The sequence below is a fragment of the Streptomyces sp. NPDC004327 genome (assembly GCF_042873935.1).
GTDB lineage: Bacteria > Actinomycetota > Actinomycetes > Streptomycetales > Streptomycetaceae > Streptomyces.
The window spans coordinates 424,657-449,030 of sequence record NZ_JBIAME010000004.1; the positions used below are offsets into that span (position 1 = coordinate 424,657).

The 24,374-nt window shown below is 75.2% G+C and carries 11 protein-coding genes; all 11 read right to left on the reverse strand.

All coding sequences use genetic code 11. The annotated features are described in order from the left end of the window. Positions 1–28: 28 nt before the first annotated feature. The 11 genes from ACFYU9_RS16195 to ACFYU9_RS16245 are packed head-to-tail and all read right to left on the reverse strand — an operon-like array spanning position 29 to position 24,209. Complete coding sequence (locus ACFYU9_RS16195) at positions 29–2,545, reverse strand: amino acid adenylation domain-containing protein (RefSeq protein WP_389345121.1); 2,517 nt, start codon at positions 2,543–2,545, stop codon at positions 29–31. Beyond that, entirely contained in the window at positions 2,542–4,176 is a 1,635-nt protein-coding gene (locus ACFYU9_RS16200; protein WP_389345122.1) for an AMP-binding protein, read from the reverse strand. Before ACFYU9_RS16200 ends, ACFYU9_RS16195 begins: the two co-directional genes overlap by 4 nt. Continuing rightward, positions 4,155–5,444, reverse strand: coding sequence for an enoyl-CoA hydratase/isomerase family protein (locus tag ACFYU9_RS16205; protein WP_389213370.1), 1,290 nt, complete (start codon positions 5,442–5,444; stop codon positions 4,155–4,157). The genes ACFYU9_RS16200 and ACFYU9_RS16205 overlap by 22 nt, the downstream gene beginning before the upstream one ends. Continuing rightward, entirely contained in the window at positions 5,441–8,686 is a 3,246-nt protein-coding gene (locus ACFYU9_RS16210) for a condensation domain-containing protein (protein WP_389345123.1), read from the reverse strand. The genes ACFYU9_RS16205 and ACFYU9_RS16210 overlap by 4 nt, the downstream gene beginning before the upstream one ends. Next, positions 8,683–9,927 (reverse strand): MFS transporter, encoded by a 1,245-nt coding sequence (locus ACFYU9_RS16215; RefSeq protein WP_389345124.1) that lies wholly within the window; start codon positions 9,925–9,927, stop codon positions 8,683–8,685. Before ACFYU9_RS16215 ends, ACFYU9_RS16210 begins: the two co-directional genes overlap by 4 nt. After that, positions 9,920–14,023, reverse strand: coding sequence for an amino acid adenylation domain-containing protein (locus ACFYU9_RS16220; RefSeq protein ID WP_389345125.1), 4,104 nt, complete (start codon positions 14,021–14,023; stop codon positions 9,920–9,922). The genes ACFYU9_RS16215 and ACFYU9_RS16220 overlap by 8 nt, the downstream gene beginning before the upstream one ends. Then, positions 14,020–15,276 carry a MupA/Atu3671 family FMN-dependent luciferase-like monooxygenase gene (locus tag ACFYU9_RS16225; RefSeq protein ID WP_389345126.1) on the reverse strand — a complete coding sequence of 419 codons (1,257 nt, stop codon included), beginning with the start codon at positions 15,274–15,276 and terminating at the stop codon, positions 14,020–14,022. The genes ACFYU9_RS16220 and ACFYU9_RS16225 overlap by 4 nt, the downstream gene beginning before the upstream one ends. A gap of 2 nt (positions 15,277–15,278) precedes the next feature. Then, entirely contained in the window at positions 15,279–19,823 is a 4,545-nt protein-coding gene (locus tag ACFYU9_RS16230; RefSeq protein WP_389345127.1) for a beta-ketoacyl synthase N-terminal-like domain-containing protein, read from the reverse strand. Continuing rightward, positions 19,820–21,685 (reverse strand): amino acid adenylation domain-containing protein, encoded by a 1,866-nt coding sequence (locus ACFYU9_RS16235; RefSeq protein WP_389345128.1) that lies wholly within the window; start codon positions 21,683–21,685, stop codon positions 19,820–19,822. Before ACFYU9_RS16235 ends, ACFYU9_RS16230 begins: the two co-directional genes overlap by 4 nt. Then, the gene (locus ACFYU9_RS16240; RefSeq protein WP_389345129.1) at positions 21,682–23,400 is read right to left on the reverse strand and encodes a condensation domain-containing protein; all 1,719 of its coding nucleotides are present in this window, start codon (positions 23,398–23,400) and stop codon (positions 21,682–21,684) included. The genes ACFYU9_RS16235 and ACFYU9_RS16240 overlap by 4 nt, the downstream gene beginning before the upstream one ends. After that, entirely contained in the window at positions 23,397–24,209 is an 813-nt protein-coding gene (locus ACFYU9_RS16245) for a thioesterase II family protein (RefSeq protein WP_389345130.1), read from the reverse strand. The genes ACFYU9_RS16240 and ACFYU9_RS16245 overlap by 4 nt, the downstream gene beginning before the upstream one ends. Positions 24,210–24,374: the final 165 nt, after the last annotated feature.

Sequence of the window (24,374 nt, forward strand, 5' to 3'; positions counted from 1 at the left end):
GTCGGAAGGAGAAGAAGGCACGGGGGCTTCAGGCCGCCGGCCAGTCGCCGCCGCGGCGCACGGTCATCAGCGCCTGCGCGAGGGACTCCACGGTCGTCAGGCTGAAGAGCACCCGGACCGGGATCTCCAGGCCGAACTCGTCCTGGAGCTTGAGGGCGACCCGGGTGGCGACCAGCGAGTCGCCGCCGAGCTCGAAGAAGTCGTCGTGCGCGCCGACCTCGTCCGCCCACAGGGCCTCGGCCCAGGCCCGGGCCACCGCGCGCTCGGCCGCGTTGCGCGGCGCAACGAACGCGGCCTCCAGCGCGGACCGGTCGCCGTCCGGTGCGGGCAGCGCGGTGCGGTCGGTCTTGCCGCTGCCGGTGAGCGGCAGCGCGTCGAGGAAGACGAACACGGCGGGCACCATGTAGCCGGGCAGGGTGCGCCCGCACCACTCGCGCAGCGCCGTCACGCCGAGCGTGCGCCCGGCCGCCGGCACGCAGTACGCGACGAGCGCCCGCTCGCCCGGCACCGCGTCGTCCCGCACGGCCACCACGGCCTCGGACACCTCGGCGTGCGCGAGCAGCGCCGCCTCGATCTCGCCGAGTTCGATGCGGAAGCCGCGGACCTTCACCTGGTGGTCGAGCCGGCCCAGGAAGTCCAGGCTGCCGTCGGGCAGCCAGCGCACCAGATCGCCGGTGCGGTAGACGCCGTCGGCGAAGCGCTCCGCCGTCAGGTCCGGGCGGCCGAGGTAGCCGCGGGCCACGCCCGCGCCGCCGATGAGGAGTTCGCCGGGCACGCCGACCGGGACGCGGCGGCCGTGCTCGTCCACGACCGACAGCTCGGTGTTCGGCGACGGCCGGCCGATCGGGACCGGGCCCGCCGCCTCGGTGATCTCGGCGAGCGTGGCGTACACGGTGGTCTCCGTCGGACCGTACCCGTTGACGACCCGGCGCCCCGCGCGCAGCATCCGCGCCGCCAGCTCGGCCGGCAGCGCCTCGCCGGCGGTGAAGACCGTCAGCTCGCGGCGGGTGTCGCCGAGGGCGTCGAGCAGCGGCCGCCACGCGGACGGGGTGGCCTGGGCGAGCGTCACCGCGTGCCGGTCGATCAGTTCGGCGAGCGCGCGCGGGGTGTGCACCTGCTCGCGAGTGGCGCCGATGACCCGGCCGCCGGTGATCAGCGGCAGGAACACCTCGACGCCCGCGATGTCGAAGGTCGCGGAGGTGGTGAAGAGCACCCGCTCGCTCTGCGGCGCCGGGAAGGTGTCCCGCATGCCGTACAGCAGGTTGACCAGCGAACCGACCGTGACGGCCACGCCCTTGGGCGTGCCGGTGGAGCCGGAGGTGTAGAGGACGTACGCGAGGTCGTCCGGCCCGGCGCCGGTGAGCGAACCCGTCTCCGGCTCGTGCGCCTCGATCGCCGTCCGGTCCGTGTCCACCGCGACCAGGACCCGGCCCTCGCCGGCCAGCCGGTCGCGCAGCGACTCCTGCGTGACGACCACCGGCATGGAGGTGTCGGCGAGCACGAACGCGAGGCGCTCCACCGGGTGTTCGGGGTCGAGCGGGACGTACGCCCCGCCGGCCTTCAGCACGGCGAGCAGCGCCACGACGAGCTCGGTGCCGCGCTCCAGGCACACGCCGACCGGCACGTCCCGGTCCACGCCGAGGCCCCGCAGGTGCCGGGCGAGCCGCCCGGCCCGCGCGTCGAGCTCGCGGTACGTGACCTCCTCGGCGCCGAAGACGACGGCGACCGCGTCCGGGGTCCTGGCCGCCTGCACGGCGAACAGGCCCGCGACGGTGCCGCCCGTCGGGTAGGCGGCGGCGTTGCGGCCCCAGGCCTCCAGGGTCGCGAGCTCCTCGGCCGGGACGATGTCGAGGTCGGCGAGGGCGGCGCCCGGCCGGTCGCAGACACCGGCGAGCAGGGTGAGCAGCGAGCCCGCGAACCGCTCGGCGGTGGCGTCGGTGAACAGCGCGGTCCGGTAGTGCAGCCGCAGCCGCAGCCCGGCCTCCTCGTCGTCCGCCCAGGACAGCGCCAGGTCGGGCGGGCAGTACCCGGCCGGAGCCGTGTATCCGTCCGCGGCCGCGCCGAACACGGCCTGCACCAGCGGGTGGTGGCCGCCCGACCGCTCCGGCCCGGCGCCGAGCGCCGCCGCGAGCTCGGCGAACGGCGTCGCGGCGTGCGCCCGGGCCTCCCGGACGGCGGCGTCCACCCGCGCGGTCAGCGCGGCGAAGCCGTCGCCCCGCAGCTCCGTGCGGACCACGACCAGGTTCCCGTCCACCGGGACGCCCACCGCCACGTCCCGCTTGCGGGCCCAGCGGCCGAGCACCGTCCGGTAGGCGGCGAGCAGCGCGACCGGCAGCCCGACGCCCAGCTCGGCCGCGGCCTTGCGCAGCGCGTCCGCGGCCCTGGCCGGGACGGTCACGGTGTGCCCGGCCACCGCCGGCGCGGCCTCCGGGGCCGTGGGGCGCGGCCGGTCGAGCGGCGGCTCCAGCGGCTCCAGACCGTCGAGGGCGGACCGCCAGAACGCCGTGTCGGCGGCCCCGCCCGTCTCGTCCAGCGCGTCCGTCATGACCCCTCCTTGGTGCCGAGGATCCGCGCCAGTGCGAGGCGGTCCGTCTTTCCGTTGTCGTTCAGCGGCAGCCCGTCGAGCAGCCGGATCCGTGCCGGCACCATGTGCAGCGGCATCTGGTCGCGCAGCCAGGCGTCGAACGCCGCCGGCTCCACCTCGCGGCCCGCGTAGGCGGCGGCCAGCTCGGTCTCGCCGTCCTCGGCGGTCACCGCGACCACGGCCACGTCCACCACGTTCGGGTGGCGCCGCAGCACCGCCTCCACCTCGCCGATCTCCACCCGGTGGCCGCGCAGCTTGACCTGCTGGTCGAGCCGGCCGTTGTGGATCAGGACGCCGTCCTCGCGGCGGATCCGGTCACCGGTGCGGTACCAGTGGCGGTCGGTGAGCGGCTCGGAGCCGTCGTAGACGACGGCCGGGCCCGCGCCCTCCTCGTAGCTCAGGAAACGGCCCGTGTTCTCCCGCGGGTCCAGGTAGCCGTCGAAGCGCTGCGGGCCGCGCACGCACAACTCGCCCTGCTCGGCCGGGAGTCCGTCCTCGTCGAGCAGCACGCCCTCCATGTGCGGGTACACCGTGCCGATCGGCACCGTGCCGCCCGCGTACTCCGGCCAGTCGGAACTCGGGCCGGTGAGCAGGTGGTTGGTGCAGCACAGGGACAGCTCGGTGGGACCGTACACGTTGTGGATCGCGGTGTGCGGAGCCACTTCGCGCCACAGCTCGACGTGCTGCCGGGTGACCGGCTCGGCGCCGAAGATGCTGTGCCGCAGGGTGACGGCGCGCCCCAGCGGCATGTTGCCGAGCCGCTGCGCCTCGCGGATCACCGACGGCACCGAGAACCAGTGGGTGAGCTCGCGCTCCACGATGAAGTCCACCGGGCGGTAGAGCTCCGCGGCCGACGGCACGACGAGCGTGCCGCCGCCGCCCCAGGTGGCGAACAGGTCGAAGGCGTGCGCGTCGAAGGTCAGCCCGAACACCCCGGAGATCCGGGAGCCCGGCCGGATCTCGAAGCGCGGGATGTTGTGCGAGAGGAACGGAGAGAAGTGCCGCTGCAGGATCGGCACGCCCTTCGGCTGGCCGGTCGAGCCCGAGGTGAACAGGATGTACGCCTCGGCGTCCAGGTCGTCCGGCACCGGCGGCAGCCCGTCGCCCAGCGGCGCGGAATCGGCCCGCTCGGAGTCGTCGAGGTCCAGGACGGTCGGCCGGTACCGCTCGGGCAGCGCGTCGAAGAGCCCCGCCGAACGCGGGCCGACGAGCGCGGCCTCGACGCCGGCCCGCTGGGCCACGTCCAGGTTGCGCTGCTGCGGGTGGTCCGGGTTGAGCGGCAGCACGCCCGCGCCGAGCCGCTGGATCGCCAGATAGCCGGCGTACGCGGCGACCGAGCGCGAGGCGACCAGCGCCACCCGGCGCGGCACGCCGCCGTGCTTGCGCACGATCCGCTCGGCCAGCGTCAGGGCCAGCGCGCGCAACTGCCCGTAGGTGAGGACCTCGGCGCCGATCTCCAGGGCCGGCCGGTCGGGCAGCGCCAGGGCCGAGTTCTCGAAGCGCCGGTAGAAGGTGAGCTGCTGCGCCGGGTCGGCCGGGTCGGGCACGGGCGCGGTGGGGGTCTCGGCGGTCATCGGTTCCTCGATATCCATGTGCGCTCCAGGTTCTCGACCAGGTCGGGGCTGTGGAGACGGCGGCTCTGCTCGATGGCGTAGGCCGCCATGTAGCGGCGCAGCTCGTCCTCCGGCTCCTCGTGGGCGTGCATCACGCGCCGGTTGTTGATCACGGCCGGGGCGGCGAGGACGCCGGCGGCCGCCGTGATCGCCTCCGCCATGCCCTCCTCGGGCACGATCTCGTCGCACAGCAGCCGGCCCTCGGCGGAGTCCGCCTCGATCCGCCGGTCCGCGATGATCATGTGACGGGCCAGCCGGTTGCCCGCCACCCGCGGCAGCCGCAGGTTGGCGACGCCCGGGATGATGCCCTCGCGCAGCGCGGGCAGCGTCAGATACGCCTCCTCGGTGGCGATGACCCGGTCGAAGACCAGCAGGATCTGCGCGCCGCCACCGATCGCGAACGTGTCCACGGCCGCGATCCACGGCTTCTCCACCGGCTCCGGCCACCAGTCGCGGCCGTCGTCCGGCACGCTGAGCCCGCGCAGCAGCTTGTGGATGTAGCCCAGTTCCCGCGTCAGGAAGAAGTCGATCAGCGAGATCCGGCCCTCGTACAGGCGGGTGAGGTTGATGCCGGCGCTGAACACCCGGCGGCCGGCGTACCGCGTGTGCGTCATCGGCGCGCCGCGCATCACGCCGACCCGCACCGCGTCGTCGAGCAGCACCAGGTCGACGGCCGCCTCCAGGGCGGCGACCAGCAGATCGTCCTCGGCGTTCAGGAACGCCGTGTTGTCGACGGTGACCTCGCCGATGTCACCGCGCCGCTCCACCGTGACCACACCGAAGTCGGCGCGGCCGGTGGCCCGGAAGCCGCTGAGGGCCGCGAGCGCCCGCTCGGTCGGCCGGCGCATGGCGTCCAGCAGGTGCCGCCCCGACAGCTCCGACTGCAGCAGGCCCCAGAACAGGATGCCGTGGTCGATCTCCAGACCCAGCTTCTCCCGCTGCGAACGGCGCCGCTCCGCCTCCAGCTCGTCCTTCGTCGGCACCAGGCCGGGCACCAGCTGCGCCGCCGCGGTGGCCAGGTCGTCGAGCCGGTGATGCGCCCGCCGGCCGTCGGTCAGCTCCTCGTACAGCCGGTCCGCGTGCCGCTCCATGAACCGCCGCCGCGCCAGGCGCGCCGCCGTGCGCAGCGGCCCGTGCACCGGCTCGCCCTCCGACCGCTCGGCCAGATCGGCCAGGAAGCGGGTCAGCGTCGTGGTGTCGGCCTCGAAGTCCCCGGTGAGCCCGGGTGCCGGCGTCGCCGTCATCATGATCCCCCTTGAGTACGTGTCGTGCGTGTCGTGCGGGCCCGGGCACGCGCCCTGAGCGCCTGCTGCCGGGCCTGGCCGCGATCCGAACCGGCTTCCGGGGCGGCCCCGTTGCCGCTCCCCCCGCCCTCGCCCGGACCCTCGCCGAAGTACGCGGCCATCGCCCGGATCGTGGAGTGCCGGAAGAGGTCGATCACATCGACCTCGCGGCCCAGCGCCGTCCGCAGCCGGTCCCGCAGCCGGACCAGCAGCAGTGAGTTCCCGCCCACGTCGAAGAACCCGCTCTCCGCGCCGACGGCCCGCCCGAGCACCTGCTCCCAGGCGTCCGCCACCAGCCGCTCCACCTCGCTCACCGGCCGCTCCGCCGCCTCCGCCGCGGCCCGCGCGGCGCGCCGCTCGGCCGCCTGCGCGACCGCCTTGAGCAGCGAGGTCCGGTCGGCGCGGCCACTGGGCAGCAGCGGCAGCCGGTCGAGCACTTCGAGCCGGTGGGGCAGGAGATAGCCGGGCAGGATCCGGCCGAGGTGCGCGCGCAGGGCGTCGGCGGTGAGCCCGGCACCGGGCCGTGCGGTGACGGCGGCGACGAGGGCGCGGGCGGCCGCCGGCGCATCCGCCGTCGCGGGGCCGTCGGCCAGGACCACCTCGGCCCGGGCCACGTCCGGGTGCGCGAGCAGCGCCGCCTGGACGTCCACCGCCGCCACCCGGACGCCGAGGACGCCGGTCTGCTCGACGGCCCGCCCCGCGAACTCCAGTCGTCCGCCGGGCGTCCACCGTGCCAGGTCGCCCGTCGCGAACAGCCGGCCGCCCGGCTCGGTGCCGTACGGGTCGGGCCGGAACCGCTCGGCGGTCGGCCCGGGCCGGCCGAGGTATCCGCGCGCCACGGCGGAGCCGCCGATGTGCAGCTCGCCGATGACGCCGGGCGCGAGCAGCCGGCCCGCCGGGTCCAGGACGTACACGGTGGCGTCGGCGGGCAGGCCGAGCGCGACCGGCCCGTCCGCGCCGGCCGCCACGGGCCCGGCCAGCGCCGGCCCGCCCGTCTCGGCCGCCGCGTACACCTGGTGCACGGCCGCGGCCGGGATGCGCGCCGGGACCAGCGGCTCGCCCGCGGCGAGGACGTACGCGCTGTCGACTCCGGTCCCGGTGGGCGAGCCGAGCACGGACGGCGCCGCGCAGACCGTGCCGGCCGCGCCTCCGGCCGGGACGACGACCCGCCCGCCCCGCACCAGCGGGGCGAACAGCTCGAACACGGCACCCGCCGCGTCCGGCGCGCCCAGCGGCACGACGGCGTCGAGCGCCTCGGCGGGCAGCTCCCGCGCCGCCCAGCGCAACCGGGAGGCCAGCTGGCGGTGTTCGAGGACGACGGGCATCGGCTCGCCGGTGGCGCCGGCCGTACGGAGCACGACGGCGGCGTTGCGGGGCCGCGCGGCCGGGGCCGCCTCGGCGGGCGGGGCGCCGTCCGCGGGAACGGAGCGCTCGGCGTCCACCTCCACCACCCGCACCTGCGTGTGGTCGAAGAACGGCACCGCCACCGGGTCCGCCAGGACGACCCCGAGGGCCGCCTCGGCCACGGCCAGGCGGAGCAGGAAGGCCGGGAGGTCCGAGGCCAGCGGGACGCAGACGCCGCCCGCCTTCCAGACGGCCAGCTCGGCGGCGACGAGGGCGAAGGAGGCCGGGGCGCAGACGCCCACGCGGGTCTCCGGTCCGACGCCCAGCCGGCGCAGCCGCGCCGCCAGGTCCTCGGCGGTGGCCTCCAGCTCGCGGTACGTCCAGGAGCGCGGCCCGGCGGCCACGGCGACCGCGTCCGGGGTCCGGGCGGCCTGTGCGGCGACCAGGGTGTGGACGCACTCCTCCGCCGCGCCGGCCCCGGCGGCCGGGTTCCACTCCGTCAGGAGGAGGCGGCGCTGGGCCTCGTCGGGGCGGAGCAGGGCGGAGACCCGCTGGGCCGGGTCGGCGCCGACGCGTTCGAGGACGACGCGCAGCCGGTCCAGTAGCAGCTCGGCGGTTTCGGCGTCGAAGAGGTCGGTGCGGTAGTCGGCGAGCGCGTGCAGGCCGCCGTCGGCCGTCTCCAGCGTGTCGATCGCCAGGTCGGCCTTGGTCGTGGGGAGCCGCAGCTCGCCCGCGCGGAAGACCGCGCCGCCCGCCCGGTGCTCGGGCGCGGCCGGCTGGTGGGTGTACATGACCTGGTAGAGCGGGTGGTGGCTGGGGTCGCGGGGGACGTCCAGGGCGTCGATGACCTCGTCGACCGGGAGGTCGGCGTGGTCGAGGGCGTCGAGGAGGTCGCCGCGGACCCGGGCGAGCAGCTCGGTGAACTCCGGGTCGTCCGAGACGTCCGCCCGCAGGATCACCGGCCGGGTCAGGTAGCCGACGAGCCCGGCGGACTCGACGGTGTCGCGGCCCGAGACGGCCATGCCGGTGAGGACGTCGGTGGTGCCGTACGCGCTGAGCACGACGTCCACGGCGGCCTTGAGCACCATGTACAGCGTGCACCGCTTCTTCCGCGCGAGGACGCGCAGCGGCTCCACGACCCCGGCCGGTATCTCCGCGGTGCGCCGGTCGCCGCCGTGCCCGGCGGCCGGGCCGCGCGGAGCCCGAACCGGCAGCTCGGTGACCCGGGGCGCGCCGGCGAGGCGGGCCGTCCAGTAGCGGAGGTTCTCGGCCCGGTCCTGCTCGTCGCGCTCGGTGCGGGCGGCGAGGAAGTCCCCGTACGCCACGGCCGGCTCCGGCAGCGCCACCGGCCGGCCCTCGGCGAACGCCCCGTACAGCTCGGTCAGTTCGGTGACGAACAGGGTGAGCGAGGCGCCGTCGAAGACGATGTGGTGGACGCCCACCAGCAGCCGGTGCGCGGTGGTCGCCGCGTCGGTCAGGCGCAGCAGCCGCAGCCGCAGCAGCGGACCGCCGTCGACGTCGAAGGGCTCGGCCGCGAACGCGGCGGCGAGCTCCTCGGCCTCGTCCGCGCCGGCCGGCTCGGCGGCGGGCAGCGCCGGGACGCCGGAGGCGGCGTCGAGCACCGACTGCACGGGCTCGCCGTCCTCGTCCCGCGCGATCCGGACGCGCAACGCGGGGTGCCGGCGGACCAGTTCGGCGAGGGCGCGGCCCAGCGCGTCCTCGTCCAGCGGGCCTTCGACGTCGACGGCGAAGGGCACGCTGAAGAAGGGATCGCGCGGGCGCAGCTGCGCCAGCGTCCACAGCCGGCCCTGGGCCCGGGTGAGCGGGAGCCGCAGCTCCTCGGTGGGGGAGTGGGGGGTCACGAGACGGCCTCCGATTCGGCGGCGGCGCGGGTCCGGCCGAGCGGGGAGACGGCCAGGAGCAGGGCGACGGGCAGCAGCACGGCTCCGGTGAGGACGATGGAGCGGCCGATGCCGGCCAGGTCGGCGGCGACACCGCCGAGCACCACACCGATGATCATGAAGTTGACCATGAGCGCGTTGAGCAGGCCGACGCCGCGGCCGCGCAGCTCCTCCGGCAGGTCGCTGAGCAGGGTGTTGGCCACGGGCACCTGGAAGAGGCCGGAGCCGAGGCCCGCGATCAGACACCACAGGAGCACGGCCGACAGGCCGAGGGTGTCCCGCAGCCGCCCGGTGGGGGCGAGCAGCAGCAGCGACACGGCGAACAGGACGATCGACCAGACCAGCAGCTTCCGGTCGCCGGCCCGGCGCACCAGCGGCGGACCGATCAGCGCGCCGACGACCGAGCCGGCGCCGAACGCCGCCTGAGCGAAGCCGTAGTCGAACGCGCCGAGGTGGAAGCCGGAGAGCAGCTGGGTGTTGAGGTTGGTGGTGAACAGGCCGAGCGCCAGCATGACCGGCACGAGCACGACGGCGAGGAAGCGCAGCGACGGCACGGCGAGCACGCCGCCGATGCCGACGCGCAGCGACCGCCAGTACGACTCGCGCTTGGCGCCGCTCGCGGCCGGCACCGGCACCTCCTTCAGTACGGCCATGCTGCCGAGCAGCAGCGCCGAGACCACGAAGGTGCCCGCGTCGATGACGAAGACCGCCGGGACGCTGCCGAGGGCGAGCAGCACACCGCCCATGGCCGGGCCGACCAGGTTCAGGGTGTGGCTGGTCGACTGGAACAGCGCGACCGCCGTGGGGATGCTGTGGCCGCGCACGATCAGCGGGACCGCGCTGATCCGCGCGGTTTCGAAGAACGCCTTGCCGATGCCGCTGAGCAGGATCAGCGCGAGCAGCGGCAGCGGCGAGTCCCGTACGACGATCATCAGCAGGGCCAGGACGGCCCGGACCAGGTCCGAGCCGACCATCAGGACCCGGGCCGGCACCCGGTCGGCCAGCGGGCCGACGAAGGCGCCGAGCACACCGGACGGCAGCAGCTGGGCGATCACGACGAGGGAGACGTACAGCACCGGGTTGGACGTCTCGGTGGCCACCACGTAGATCAGGGTGATCTTGGTGATGGCGTCACCGAGGAACGACGCGACGACCGCCAGCCAGTAGCGGATGTACGTGCGGTCCTTGAGCAGCTCAAGCATGGGCGCCTCCGTTCGCGTCCGTGCGCAGCACGTCGTTGAGGACGTCCGCGAGTCCCTCCACGTACGGGTGGCGCATCATCGTGTAGTGGTTGCCGGGCACGGTGCGGACGTCGATGTCCCGGCCCGTCAGCTCCCGCCAGGAGTCCGACGGGTCGTGCTCCTCCTCCGCCGCGCGGATCAGCGTGACCCGGCCCTTGACGGCGTCGGGGCGGAAGTTCCACAGCAGCCGCAGGTTGGCCACCCACAGGTCCAGCACGTCCGCGATCTGCTCGCGGCCGGCGTCCGGCGGCAGGTAGTCCGAGGCGCGGGCCAGGTCGAGCAGATAGTCGAGGTGCTCGTCCGGGGTCATCGTGCGCAGCTCGTCGACCGGCTTCAGCCGGTCGCCGTAGTCCCACTGGAGGTTGGCGGCGACGGCCTCCACGATGTCGGCCCGGTCCGGCTCGTCGCCCTCCGGGACGACCGCGGGGGCGTGCGCGTCCATCATGATCACGGACACCTCGGCGCCGGTCTTCTCCAGCTCGGCGGCGACCGCGTAGGCGTTGGAACCGCCGTAGCACCAGCCGGCCACGGTGTACGGGCCCTCGGGCTGCGTCTCGCGGATCAGCCCGGCGTAGGCCGCGGCCCGCTCGCCGAAGCCGTCGAACGGCAGCCGGCCGTCCACCGGCGGCGGCGAGGCGAGCGCGTACACCGGCCGGCCGCCCTCGACGAGGCCGGTGAAGGGCATGTAGCAGACGACCTCGCTGCCCGCGGGGTGCGCGAAGAACACCGGGGCCGCCCCGTCGTCCGACCCGGCACCGAGCTCGATGAGATGGACGCCGTCCTCGTCCGTGTAGCCCTCGCGCAGCATCCGCGCGAAGCGCTCCACGGTCGCGCCCCGGAAGATCGCGGCCATCGGCAGCCGCGCGTCGTAGCGGCGCTCGATCTCCGCCATCAGCCGCAGCACGAGCAGCGAGTGCCCGCCGAGTTCGAAGAAGCCGTCGTGCAGACCGACCGGCGAGACGCCGAGGACCTCCTCCCAGAGGTGCGCGACCTCCAGCTCCAGGGCGTCGCGCGGCGGCACGTAGCTGCCGGCCGTGCGCTCGATCACCGGCGCGGGCAGCGCCCGGCGGTCGATCTTGCCGCTGGTGTTCAGCGGGAAGGAGTCCATGCGGACGACGACCGACGGGACCATGTAGTCCGGCAGGAAGCCGCGCAGCAGCTCGCGCAGCTCCTCCTGGGACGGCGCCGGGCCCTCCTCGGCCTCCACGTACCCGACCAGGCGTTTGTCGCCGGGCCGGTCCTCGCGGACCAGGGCCACGGCGCGCCGCACGGCCGGGTGCTGTTCGAGGCGGGCCTCGATCTCGCCCAGCTCGATGCGGAAGCCGCGCAGCTTCACCTGGCCGTCGTCGCGGCCCAGGAAGACCAGCGTGCCGTCCTCGCGCAGCCGGGCCTTGTCGCCGGTGGCGTACAGGCGCGCGCCCGGGCGGCCGGAGAACGGGTCGGGCACGAACCGCTCCGCGGTGAGCCCCGGCCGGCCGCGGTAGCCGCGGGCCACACCGGTGCCGCCGAGGTACAGGTCGCCCGGCATGCCGACCGGCACCGGGGCGAGCCGCTCGTCGAGCACGTACACCTGGGTGTTGGCGAGCGGGCGGCCGATGGAGATCTGCTCGGTGCCGCTGTCGAGGCGGTGCGCGGTCGACCAGATGGTGGTCTCGGTCGGGCCGTACACGTTCCAGGTGCGGCCCGGCTCGCGGACCAGCCTCTCGGCGAGCGAGGGCGGCAGCGCCTCGCCGCCCACCAGGGCGCGCAGCGTGCCGTCGTTCTCCCAGCCGGCCTCCACCAGCAGGTGCCAGGTCGCCGGCGTGGCCTGGAGCACGGTCGCGCCGGTCTCGGCGAGCACCTCGGCGAGCCTGCGCCCGTCGACGGCCTCCTCCTTGCGCACGATGTGCGTCCGGGCGCCACTGATCAGCGGCGCGTACAGCTCCAGGCCGGCGATGTCGAAGGTCACCGGGGTGACGGCGGCGAGGGTGTCGCCGGGCCGCAGGCCCACCTCGCCGGCCATCGAGAGCAGCAGGTTGACGAGGTTGCGGTGGGTCACCTCGACGCCCTTGGGGCGGCCCGTGGAACCGGAGGTGTAGATGACGTACGCCAGCCGGTCCTCGGCCGTCGCCGGCCTCGGCGGCTCGGGCGAGGCGGCGGCGATGCCGGCCGCGTCGGTGTCCAGGCAGACCCGCTCGCCCGGGCAGCCGGCGAGGACGTCCAGGTGGGCGGAGCGGGTGAGGACGAGGCGGGCGCCGGCGTCGCCGGTCATGTCGGCGAGCCGCGCCGCCGGGTAGCCGGCGTCGAGCGGCAGGTAGGCGCCGCCCGCCATCAGCACGCCGAGCAGGCCGGTGAGCAGGTCGACCGACCGGTCGAGGCACACGCCGACCACGGTCTCCTCGCCGACGCCGCGGCCGCGCAGGTACGAGGCGAGCCGCCCGGCCCGCTCCACCAGCTCCGCGTACGTCAGCGACTCCTCGCCCGAGGAGACGGCCACCGCGTCCGGTGTGGCCGCGGCCTGCCGTCGCACCAGGTCGTCGAGGGCCACGCCGGGCTCCCGCTCGGCCGCGGTGCTGTTCCACTCCACGAGCATCCGGTGCGCGTCCGCCTCGCCGACCAGCGACAGGTCCGCGACGGCCGTGCCCGGGTCGGCGACGATCTGCTCGACGAGCCGGGTGTACTGACGGGCGAAGCGCGCCATCGTGCTGTCGTCGAACAGGTCGGTGTTGTACTCGAAGAGGCAGTGGAAGTGGTCCTCGGAGATGCCCGGGTCGTCGAAGACGCCCAGCATCACGTCGTCCTTCGCCGTCCGGTTGTCGAGGGTCAGCTCCTCCACCCGCAGGCCCGCCATCGGCGCCTGCTCCTCGTAGTGGAAGTCCACCAGGATGAACGACGACTGGTAGAGCGGCGTCCGGCTCGGGTCGCGGTCCAGGTCCAGCTCGTCGAGGAGCGTGCCGAACGGGATGTCGTTGTGGTCGAAGGCGCCCATCATCGTCGTGCGGGTCGCCGCGAGCAGCTCCCGCACCGTCATCCCGGGCCGCAGCGTGGAGCGCAGCGGCAGGACCGTGAGGAAGTAGCCGACCATCGGCTCGATCTCGGGCCGGCCGCGGGTCGACGAGGTGGTGCCGACCAGGATGTCGTCCTGCCCGGACAGCCGGTGGAGCAGCACCTCCCAGGCGGCGAGGAGGAGCACGAAGACCGACACGCCCTCCCGCTTCGCCAGCTCCTTCACCGCGCTCGTCAGCTCCGGGGTGAACGGGAACTGGTGGCGGGCGCCGTTCGCCGTCATCACCGGCGGGCGCGGCCGGTCCGTCGGCAGTTCGAGGACCGCGTCGGCGCCGGCGAGCTGCTTCTTCCAGTACGGCACGTGCCGGCGCGCGACCTCCTCGCGCAGCCAGTCCGGCTGCCAGAGCGCGTAGTCCGGGTAGTGCACCTCGATCTCCGGCAGCTTCGGCTCGCGGCCGGTGGCGTACGCGGAGTACAGCTCGGCGATCTCGGCGTTGAAGATGCCCATCGAGCCGCGGTCCCAGACCAGGTGGTCCACCGCGCCGACGAGCACGTGCTCCTCCTCGGCGAGCCTGATCAGGGTCACCCGCAGCAGCGGGCCCGCGACGATGTCGAAGGGCACCCGCAGCTCGGCCGTGGCCAGCCGCTCCATCTCGCTCTCGCGCCGCTCCGCCGGCACGGACCGCAGGTCCACGTGCCGGATCGGCACGTCCATCGCCGGGTGCACCACCTGCACCGGCTTGTCGCCGTCCTGCGCGAAGGTGGTGCGCATGGCCTCGTGCCGCTCGACGAACGAGTCCACCGCCCGCTGCAGCGCGGCCACGTCGAGCGCGCCGAGCAGCCGGGACGTGAAGTGCACCGTGTAGACGGGGTCCTCGGGGTCGAACTGGTGGATGAGCCAGATCCGCTCCTGGTCCACGGTCAGCGGCACCGGGTCCGTGGTGGTGCGCCGGGCGACCGGGCCGAGGGCCGGCACGGCCGCGGCCCGCGAGGCGCGCTCGCGCATCGTGCGGTCCAGCAGGGCGCGCTGGGCCGGGGTGAGTCCGGCGAGCCGGTCTGCGAAGTCGGTCACGACTGCTGCCCTTCCGCGGACCGGTAGCGGTCCTTCAGTTCGGTGAGGTGTTCCAGGCCCTTGAGCACCACGTCGGGCTCCAGGCCGAAGTCGACGAGGCAGGCCACCTCATTCACGCCGATGTCCACCAGGTCCTCGATCAGCGACTCGCACTTGTCGGGCGTGCCGAGCAGCGCGAGGGAGTCGAAGTAGCGCTCGAAGGTGGCGTTCAGCATGGCCTCCTGCCCCTCCTCGCCGAGCTTGGAGAACTCGCTGCCGAAGCTGTCCTGCTGTGCCAGGAACGTCTTCAGATAGCCCGTCAGCGAGCCGCGGACCAGCTCCCGCGCCTCCTCCTCGTCCTGCCAGAGGAAGGTGTGCACCATGGCGGTGACGATGCCGGTGTCCGGGTCGTGCCCGGCCTTCGCGCGGGCCTCGCGGTAGGCGGCCGTCTTCTCCTTCAGATCGGCCGGACGCTGCGCCACCAGACCGGTCAGCAGGTTCGCGCCGATCTCGCCGGCCCTGACGAAGGTCTCCGGGCTGCCCTGCGCGGACACCCACACCGGCAGTTCCTTCTGGATCGGCCGGGGCAGCGAACGCACGCTCTGCGGCGTGCCGTCGGCGCGCGGCACCTCCACGCTCTCGCCCGCCCACAGCCGGCGGATCGTGGCGATCGCGTCGAACATCTCCTCCTTGCGGTGCGGGTAGCGGGCCTGCCCGTCACCCGGCGCCAGGACGAAGTCGTCCGGGTGCCAGCCGGAGGCCGCGGAGATCGCGGCCCGCCCGCCCGACAGGTTGTCCACGACCGCCCACTCCTCGGCCGACCGCACCGGGTGGTGCAGCGGCAGCACCGTGCTGCCCGCGCGGAGCTGGATCCGCTCGGTCACCATCGCGAGGGCCGCGGCGAGCACCGACGGGTTCGGGTACAGGCCGCCGAAGTCGACGAAGTGCCGCTCCGGCACGGAGATGCCGCTGAAGCCGTTCCGGTCGGCGAACCGGGCGCTGTCGAGGAGCAGTTGGTACTTGCCCGGGCCGGCCGCCGTGCCGTCACCGGAGAAGAAGAACAGGCTGAAGTCCATCCGGCTGTCCGCGCGCCGCGCGCGGCGCGGCACGGCGGCCCTCGCCGCACGCTCCTTCTCGCCGCCCAGCTCCTCGGGCGCCTTCTGCTTGCGCTCGCGCAGCTGCTTCTCCAGCACGGCACGCTGGCTCGGCGACAGCGAGGCGAGGCGCTCCTGGAGCCGCCGCGCGGTCTCCGACTCGGTGTTCTGCTCCGACATGGTCACGCGTCACCCTTCAGCTTCGCCTCGGCCTCGTCCGCCGACAGGCCCTCGATCTCGCGCAGCAGCGCCTCGAACTCGTCCAGGCCGATCGCCTCCGCCTGGTGCGACCGGATCGCCGCCGCGAGACCGTCCACGGTCGGCGCCTCGAAGACGGCGCTCATCGGGAAGTCGCCGTGCAGCGCGCGCAGCCGGCTCACGATCTGGATGGCGAACAGCGAGTTGCCGCCCAGCTCGTAGAAGTCGTCGTCCGGTCCGATCGGCGAGGCGCCGAGCATGTCCCGCCACACCCGGGCCACCGACTGGGCGACCTCGTCGTCCGGCCACACCGTCGCCGGGTCCCAGCCGTCGTCCGCGGCCTGCCGGCCGCCGCCCAGCGAGTCGGTGAACGAGGACGCCGTCAGACCCGCCTGGTCGGCGAGCACGTCCTGGAAGTCCGCCCGCGACACCACGACCTGCGGAAGCCCGCCGGCCAGCGCCGCCCGGGCCAGGCCCAGGCCCTCGGCCACCGGCACGCCCTGCTCGTGACGCAGCCGCTCGTACACGGCCCGCACCTCCGGCAGGCCCGCCATCTGCTGCTCGAACCAGTCGTCCCACGCCCACTGGGCCACGTCGAACGCCACGACCGTGCGCCCGGCGCCCGCCGCGGCCTGCGCGCAGGCGTCGGTGAACGCGGCGGCGGCGGTGTTCTCGGACTGCCCGAAGCCGCCGATGATGCCGGTGGACGACGAGCCCGCCAGCAGGAACACCTCCGGCCGGCCGGTCAGCAGCTCGTCGAGCAGCAGCGTGGAGCGCACCCGCGCCGCGAGGACCGCGTCGAAGTCCTCCCGCGCCTTCAGCGCGACCAGGCCGGAGCCCCGCGCCTCCGGGAAGTGCAGCACTCCGCGCAGCCCGCCCTCGCCGAACAACTCATCTGCCTGGCCGATGACTTCGCCTGCCTGCCGCGGGTCCGCGAGGTCGGCGGCGCGGTACGTGACGCGGTCGTCCGCGAGCAGCGCCGCGAGACGCTCGCCCTCCGGGGCCTCCGCGTCGCCCACGAGCAGCAGCCGCGCCCCGGACTCCGCCAGGTGCTCGGCGAAGCTCAGCCCCGCCTCGCCGGGCAGCCCGGTGACCACGAACCCGGAGCCCTCGGGCCAGGCCGTCTCCGCCGCCACGGGCGCGAGCCCGACCGGCGCGAAGGCGCGCAGCAGCCGTCGCCCGCCCCGGTAGGCGACGAGCGGCTCGGCGCCCGGGCCGGTCAGTTCGGCGACCAGCGGGCCGGCCACCGCGGCGGCCGGGGCGCTCGCGCTCACGTCCACGGCCCGGCAGGTCAGCCAGGTGTACTCCTGCGGCAGCACGGTCACCGCGCCGTACACGGTCGCCCGCTCGGGTCGCAGCACGGCCGTGCCGTAGGCGTCCTGGAGGTCGTCGGTGATCACGTCGACGCGCACCGGGCGGTCCTCGCCGGATTCACCGAGCGCCTGGGCGAGGCCCACCAGGGCGTGGAAGCCGTTGTCCAGGGCCTCGGCGTAACGCGCGGCGGCGTCGCCGGAGCCGTCGCGCCCGGCGACCGACCAGGCGTGCAGCACCCGGTCGGGCGTGACGCCGTCGCCGCGCAGCTCCCGGACGACCTGCGGCAGGTCGCCCGCGGCCGACGGCGCGGCGGTGAACTCGTGCTCGGCGGTACGGGCGTAGCCGGCGCCCTTGCGCACGGTGACGACCGTGTGGCCGGCGCCGCGCAGCCCGGCCGCGACCTCGTCGGCGAGCCCGCGCCCGTCGGCCAGGACCAGCCACGTCAGCGGGCTCTCGCCGGCCGCCTGAGGCAGCGGCGCCGGGTGCCACACCGGGGCGTACGTCCAGCGCGCCGCGTCCTCGCGGACGCCGACCGTGCCCTTCGCCTCCGGCTTCGGCAGCAGATGGCTCGGCCCTTGGAACGGGTAGGCGGGCAGCGGCACCCGGCGCCGGAAGCGGCCGCCGTGCAGCGCCGTCCAGTCGACGGCCACGCCGTGCCGCCACAGCTCGCCGAGGCCCTCGCGCAGCGCGCGGTCCTCGGCCGGGGTGGCGGCCTCGCCGCGCGGGCGGCGCAGCAGCGTCACCACGGGCAGCGGCTCGTCGTGGGTGCGGACCAGGCCGCTCAGCTGGCTGCCCGGGCCGGCCTCGACCAGGACGGAGGGGCCGCGCCGGGCCAGGGTGGTGATGCCGTCGGCGAAGCGCACCGGCTGCCGGGTGTGCGCCACCCAGTACTCCGGGTCGGTCGCCTGCTCGTCGGTGATCCACGTGCCGGTCACATTGGACAGGAAGGGGATCGACGGCTTGTTCAGGGGCACCGAGCGCAGCACCTCGGCGAGCCCGGGCAGCGCCGGCTCGACCAGCCGGGTGTGGAAGGCGTGGGAGGTCTCCAGCTCCTTCACGGAGATCCCGCGGCCCTCCAGGAGGCGGCGGGCCGCGTCGACCTCCTCCGGGGTGCCGGCGACGACGCACGAACCGGGCGCGTTGACGGCGGCGACCACCGCGCCGGTGCCCTCGACGGCCTCGGCGACGGCCCGCTCGTCGAGCAGCACGGACAGCATCCGGCCGGGCGCCAGATCCTGCATCAGCTCGGCCCGCCGTGCCACCACCTTCAGCGCGTCCGCCAGGCCGAACACGCCCGACAGGCAGGCCGCGACCAGCTCGCCCAGGCTGTGCCCGGTCATCGCGTCGGGCCGCACGCCCCACGACATCAGCAGGCGCGCCACCGCGTAGTCCACCGAGAACACGGCGGGCTGGGTCCAGCGGGTCTGCCGCAGCCGCTCGCGCGCGCCCTCGTCGTCGCCGGCGGCGAACACCAGCTCGCGCAGGTCCGCGCCGGTCAGCGGCGCGAGGATGTCGGCGCAGGCGTCGAACGCCTCGCGGAACACCGGCTCGGTGCGGTACAGCTCCGCGCCCATGCCCGCGTACTGGGCGCCCTGCCCGGGGAACAGGAACACCGTGGCGGGCGCCTCGGCGTCCTCGGCGACCGGCTCGGTCGCGGGCACCGTCCGGCGCAGCGCGGCGACGGCCTCGGCGCGGTCGGCGGCGACGACGGCACGGCGGTGGGGGAGCGCGGCCCGGCCGGACTGGAGGGTGTGTGCGACGTCCGCGAGACCCGCCTCGGGCTCGGCCTCCAGGGCGTCGGCCAGCCGCTCGGCGACGGCCCGGAGGTCCTCCGGGGTGCGCGCGGACAGCGGCAGCACCTGGCGGCCCTCGTCGGGCCCGGTGGCCTCGACGGTGGGGGCGGCCTCCAGGACGACGTGCGCGTTGGTGCCGCCGATGCCGAAGGCGCTCACACCGGCGCGCGGCGGCAGCCCGGTCGCGGGCCACGGCAGGCCCTCGGCGTCGACGCGGAACGGGCCCTTGTCGAGGGCGAGCCGCGGGTTCGGCGCCGTGAAGTGGGCGGTCGGCGGGATGTGCCGGTGCTCCAGGGCGAGCGCGGCCTTGATCAGACCGGTCACGCCGGCCGCCGCGTCCAGGTGGCCCACGTTCGACTTCACCGAGCCCAGGTGCACGGATCCGGCGGGCAGTTCGCCGCCGAACACCTCGGTCAGCGCCTGCACCTCGATCGGGTCGCCCAGCGGCGTGGCCGTGCCGTGCGCCTCGACGTACTGGATCGAGCCCGGCTCGACCCCGGCCACCGCGAGCGCCTCGGAGACGACCTCGGCCTGCCCGCGCGCCGACGGGGCCGTGAAGCCGATCTTGGCGGCGCCGTCGTTGTTGACCGCCGAGCCGCGGATCACCGCGTGCACGTGGTCGCCGTCCGCGAGCGCGTCCTCCAGCCGCTTCAGGACGACGACGGCCACGCCGTCGCCGGACACGGTGCCGGTGGCCTCCGCGTCGAACGGGCGGCAGTGCCCGTCCCGGGCCAGGATCGCGCCCTCCTCGTAGGTGTAGCCGCGCGGCTCGAACTCCCGCACCGCCACACCGCCCGCGAGCGCCATGTCGCACTCCTGGGAGAGCAGCGACTGCACCGCCAGGTGCACGCCGACCAGCGACGACGAGCAGGCGCTCTGCACCGTGAAGCTCGGCCCGGTCAGGCCCAGCTTGTACGAGACGCGCAGGCTCAGCATGCCCGGGTCGTTGCCGACGGCCACCTGGATCTCGTCCGACACGCGGCCGTCGGGGCCGCCCTGCGGGATCCGCTCGCGCAGATAGCCGCTGCCCGAGACGCCCGCGAACACACCGGTACGGGTGTCGACGGAGCCCGCCGGGTAGCCGGCCCGCTCCAGGGCCTGCCACGCGGTCTCCAGGAGCAGCCGGTGCTGCGGGTCCATCAGCTCCGCCTCGGAGCGGGTGACCCCGAAGAAGGACGCGTCGAAGCGGTCCCAGCCCTCCAGCGGGAAACCGGACTTGACGAGCGCCGGGTCCGCGAGCAGCGCCTCGGGCACGCCGGCGCCGGCCAGCTCCTCGTCGGTGTAGTGCGTGGCGCCCTCGGCGCCGGCCACGACCAGCCGCCACAGCGCGTCCACGTCGGGGGCCCCGGGGAAGCGTCCGCTCATCCCGATGATGGCGACGGACTGCTCCGGCAGCTCCGTCCCGTGCGTCTGCGCGGTCATGCGATCCCCTCGTTGGTGTCGTCTTGGCGGGCGGCGAGCAGTTCCTCCAGCGCGCCCGCGAGTTCGCGTACGGTCGGCAGGTCGAAGAGCATCCGCAGCGTCACGGGCACCCCGAGCCGCTCCTTGGCCACGGCCACGGCCTGGGTGGCGAGCATCGAGTGCCCGCCCAGTTCGAAGAAGTCGTCGTCGAGGCCCACCCGGTCCACGGAGAGCAGCCCGGCCCAGACGTCGGCCAGCGTCTTCTCGACGGGGGTGGCCGGAGCCGCGAAGTCGGCGTCGAGATCGGGCCGTACGGCCTCCGGCGCCGGCAGTGCCCGCCGGTCCACCTTGCCGTTGATGGTCAGCGGCAGCCGGTCCAGGCCCACGAACACGTTCGGCACCATGTACTCGGGCAGCGTCCGCCCCAGGTGCTCGCGCAGCTCCGAGGGACCGGCCGCGTCCGCCGCGCTCCCCGCGGCGACCCAGTAGGCCACCAGGCGCTTGTCGCCCGCCGCGTCCTCGTCCACGACCACCACGGTGTCGCGGACCTCCGGGTGCGCGGTGAGCGCGTTCTCGATCTCGCCCAGCTCGATCCGGTAGCCGCGGATCTTGACCTGGTGGTCGAGCCTGCCCAGGTACTCGTGGTCGCCGCCCGCCGGCAGCTCCCGCGCGCTGTCGCCCGAGCGGTAGCGGCGGGCGCCCGGCACGGTCGCGTCCGGGTCCGGCAGGAACCGCTCGGCGGTGAGCGCCGGACGGCCCAGATAGCCGCGGGCCACGCCCGCGCCGCCCACGTACAGCTCGCCGGCCGTCCCCGGCGCGGCCGGCAGCCCGTCGGCACCGGCCACCCGCATCGTCCAGCCGCCGAAGGCCTCGCCGATCATGCTGCCCGGGCCGGTCAGGTCGGCCTCGGTCATCCGGCGGTAGGTGGAGTGCACCGTCGTCTCGGTGATGCCGTACATGTTGACCAGCTCGGGACGGTCCTCGCCGTGCCGGGCGAGCCACGGCCGCAGCATCTGTGGCGGCAGCGCCTCACCGGCGAACACCACGACCCGGAGGGCCAGTTCCGCGGGCGTGCCACCGGACTCGGCCAGCTCCTCCTCGTACCGCACGAGCTGCCGGAAGGCGGCCGGCGTCTGGTTGAGGACGGTGACGCCCTCGCGGTGCAGCAGCCCGTGGAAGTCCTGCGGCGCGCGGCGTACGTCGTCGGGGACGACCACGAGCCGGCCGCCGTGCAGCAGCGCGCCCCACATCTCCCACACCGACACGTCGAACGCCGCCGACGAGAACATCGACCACACGTCGTCCGGGCCGAAGCCGAAGTGCTCCCGGGTGCCGGTGAGCAGCGCCGTCACCTGGCGGTGCTCGACCATGACGCCCTTCGGGGTGCCGGTCGAACCGCTGGTGTAGATGACGTACGCGAGGTTCGCGGCGACCGCGCCGCCGCCGTCCGCCGGCGCCTCGGCCGGGCAGCCCGACAGATCGGTGCCGCCGGGGCCGGTGAGCACCGTGTGCGCCGTGCCGCGCACGCCGTCGGCCCGGTCGGTGACCAGGACCGTCGCGCCGGCGTCGGCGAGCATGAACTCCTGGCGCTCGGCCGGGCTCGCCGGATCCACCGGTACGTACGCCCCGCCCGCCTTCAGCACCGCGAGCAGCGCCGTGACCAGCGTCGTGGTCCGCTCCAGGCGCACCGCCACCGGGACCTCCGGGCCGACGCCCAGGGACCGGAGGTGGTGGGCGAGCCGGTTGGCGTCGCGCTCCAGGTCCCGGTAGGTCAGCCGGCCGTCCGGGCCCGACACGGCGACGGCGTCGCCGCGCAGCTCCGCCTGCCGTTCGAACCAGGTGTGCAGGGTCCCCGGCGCGGAGCCCCGTCCGTCAACGGTCAAGGTCGTGCTTCCTCTCGGTGCGTGGCGGTTCGGTGGGTGGCGGTGAAGGACCGGGCGGCCGGCAGCCGGCCGACCGGGGTGTCCGGGTCGGCGACGGCCTCCGCGAGGGTCCGCTCGTAGGCGGCGAGCAGCGCGGCCGCCGTGTCCGGCCCGTACAGATCGGTGTCGTACTCGAGGGTCAGCTCCACGGCGTCGCCGCCGCGCTCCTCCACGTACAGACTCAGGTCGTACTTCGCGGTGTCCTGCGGACCCGTCAAGTCGAGCTCGCACGGGCCGAGTCCGGCGAAGACCGGCGCGCGCCGCTCGCCCAGATAGCTGAACATCACCCGGAACACCGGCGTGAAGTCCCGGCTCCGCCGGGTGACCAGCGCCTCGACCAGCTTGTCGAAGGGCAGCTCCTGGTGCGCCGCCGCGTCCAGGACCGCCGCGCGCACCCGGCCGACCAGGGTCCGGAAGCCGGGCTCGCCGGCGAGTCCGGCCCGCACCGGCACCATGTTGATCAGACAGCCGACCAGGTCCTGGAGCTCCGGCCGGGTGCGCCCGGCGGCCGGAATGCCCACCGTCACGTCCTCGCTCCCGGACCACTCGGCGAGCAGCGTGAACAGCGCCGCCAGGTGCGTCATGTTCGCCGTCGCCCGCTCGCCGCGCCCGAACGCCCGCACCGCGCCGACCAGTTCCGCCGGAAGCAGCCGGGTCGAGACGGCGCCGCGGAAGCTCTTGGAGCGCGGCCGCGGCCGGTCGGTCGGCAGCTCCAGGGCGCGCGGGTCCTCGCCGAGGACCGCGCGCCAGTGCCCGACCAGGGCGTCGAGCGTGCCGCCGGTGAGCCGGGCGCGCTGCCACTCGGCGAGGTCCGCGTACTGCAGCGCCGCCCCGGGAAGCCCCTCCGGCGAGCCGTAGAGCAGCCCCAGCTCGCGGTAGAAGACCTCCACCGAGCCGCCGTCGATGGCGACGTGATGGAACGTCACCACGAGCCGGTGGTCGTCCGCCGCGACCCGCACGAGCCGGGCCGCGAGCGGGGGAGCGGCCGCCAGGTCGAAGACGTGCCGGGCCGCCTCGTCGGCGATCCGCCGCGCCTCCGCCTCCGGATCGCCGGACGCCGACACGTCGGTGAACGGCAGCGGTACGGGCGCCGGCGCGGCGATCACCTGGTGCGGCACGCCGGCGGGTGCCGCGTACGTCGTGCGCAGCACCTCGTGGCGGGCCACCACGGCGTCGAGCGCCAGGCCGAGCGCCGCCCGGTCGAGCGCGCCGCGCAGCCGCAGCACCGTCGGCACGTTGTAGAGCGTGGTCTCCGGGTCGATCTGCTGCATGAACCACAGCCGCTGCTGCGCGAAGGACAGCGCGGGCCGGGCGTCCGCGCCGCGCGGCAGCGCGCGCAGCACGTCCGCCGCCGGGAACGCGTTCGGGAACGCCGCCGGGGCCGGGCCGGGGACCGTGGCCGAGATGCCGGTGCCGGAGGTGGTCGGTCCGGCCGGCGGTGCCTTCATCGCGGCGTCCACCACCTCGGCCATCGCCGCGAACGTGCCCGCGCCGAGCAGCTCCGCGGGCGACACCGTCAGGCCCAGCTCCTCGTCGATCAGCACGGCCAGCCGGCCCGCCGCCTCCGGGCCGCCGCCGAGCGCGGCGAACTCCGCGCCGGGCGCCGGCTCGCCGACGCCGAGCAGCTCCGACCAGAGCCGGGCCAGCTCCTCCGTGACGAATCCGCTCGCGGTCATGCGAACGCCACCCCCTTGCGCGCCGAGCGCACCGTGCGGTGCAGCAGGTCCAGGAACGGCTCCGGCCGCGCCTTGAAGTAGAAGTGGTCGCCCTCGAAGACATGCACGTCGGCCGGGCCCGCCGCCGAGTGGCGGCTCCACAGACCGGCGTCCGCCACCGGCACGTTCGGGTCCTCGTCGCCCGCGAACACGGTGACCGGGCACGGCACGGTCACGTCCGGGGCCACCCGGTAGCGCTCCAGGGCCGCGAAGTCGGCGCGCACCGCCGGCAGGCAGAGCCGGATCAGCTCGGCGTGCTCCGCCACGTCCAGATCCGTGCCGCCGAGGCCGACGATCCGGGCGAGCACCTCGGTGTCCGTCTCCTCGCCGGCCCCGTCGAGCCGGTCGGCGCGGGCCTCGTGGTGCGAGGGCGCGGCGCAGGCCGAGGCGACGAGCGCGGCCGGCCGCGACGCGGTGCGGGCGAGGCGGCGTGCCGTCTCGAAGGCGACGATCGCGCCCATGCTGTGCCCGAAGAACACCGGACGGTCGAGCTCACGGGCGGTCAGCGAGCGCGCCGCCGCGTCGGCCAGCGCCTCCACCGACCGCGCCGGCTCCTCGAAGAGCCGGTTCTCCCGCCCCGGGTACTGGATCACGAGCAGCTCGACGTCGGGGTCGAGCGCGGCGGAGAGCGCGTGGTAGTAGCTGGCGGCGCCGCCCGCGTGCGGGAAACAGACCAGGGTGTGCTCCGCCGCCCGCCGGGGATGGAAGCGGCGGATCCAGAGGTCCTTGGCCCGGTCGCTGCCGCTGCCGCTGTCGGTGTCGTGTGTCAACGTGAGTCCCTGTCGGAGCGCGTGCGTGACGTGCGTGGCGTTCATGACGTGCGTGGACGTCGAGAAGTTCGGGGCGGTTCGGGTACGGGAGGCGGTGCGCGGCCGTCCCGCGGCGCGGCCGGGCGGGGCGGCCGGGGGCCGGCGTACGGCACCCGGCGCGGGGCC

Excerpts from the sequence above, each read along its gene's own strand:
- ACFYU9_RS16225 (WP_389345126.1), bottom strand. The coding sequence starts at position 15,276 with ATGTCGGAGCAGAACACCGAGTCGGAGACCGCGCGGCGGCTCCAGGAG.
- ACFYU9_RS16200 (WP_389345122.1), bottom strand. The coding sequence starts at position 4,176 with ATGGATATCGAGGAACCGATGACCGCCGAGACCCCCACCGCGCCCGTG.
- ACFYU9_RS16240 (WP_389345129.1), bottom strand. The coding sequence starts at position 23,400 with ATGACCGCGAGCGGATTCGTCACGGAGGAGCTGGCCCGGCTCTGGTCG.
- ACFYU9_RS16195 (WP_389345121.1), bottom strand. The coding sequence starts at position 2,545 with ATGACGGACGCGCTGGACGAGACGGGCGGGGCCGCCGACACGGCGTTC.
- ACFYU9_RS16205 (WP_389213370.1), bottom strand. The coding sequence starts at position 5,444 with ATGATGACGGCGACGCCGGCACCCGGGCTCACCGGGGACTTCGAGGCC.
- ACFYU9_RS16215 (WP_389345124.1), bottom strand. The coding sequence starts at position 9,927 with ATGCTTGAGCTGCTCAAGGACCGCACGTACATCCGCTACTGGCTGGCG.
- ACFYU9_RS16230 (WP_389345127.1), bottom strand. The coding sequence starts at position 19,823 with ATGACCGCGCAGACGCACGGGACGGAGCTGCCGGAGCAGTCCGTCGCC.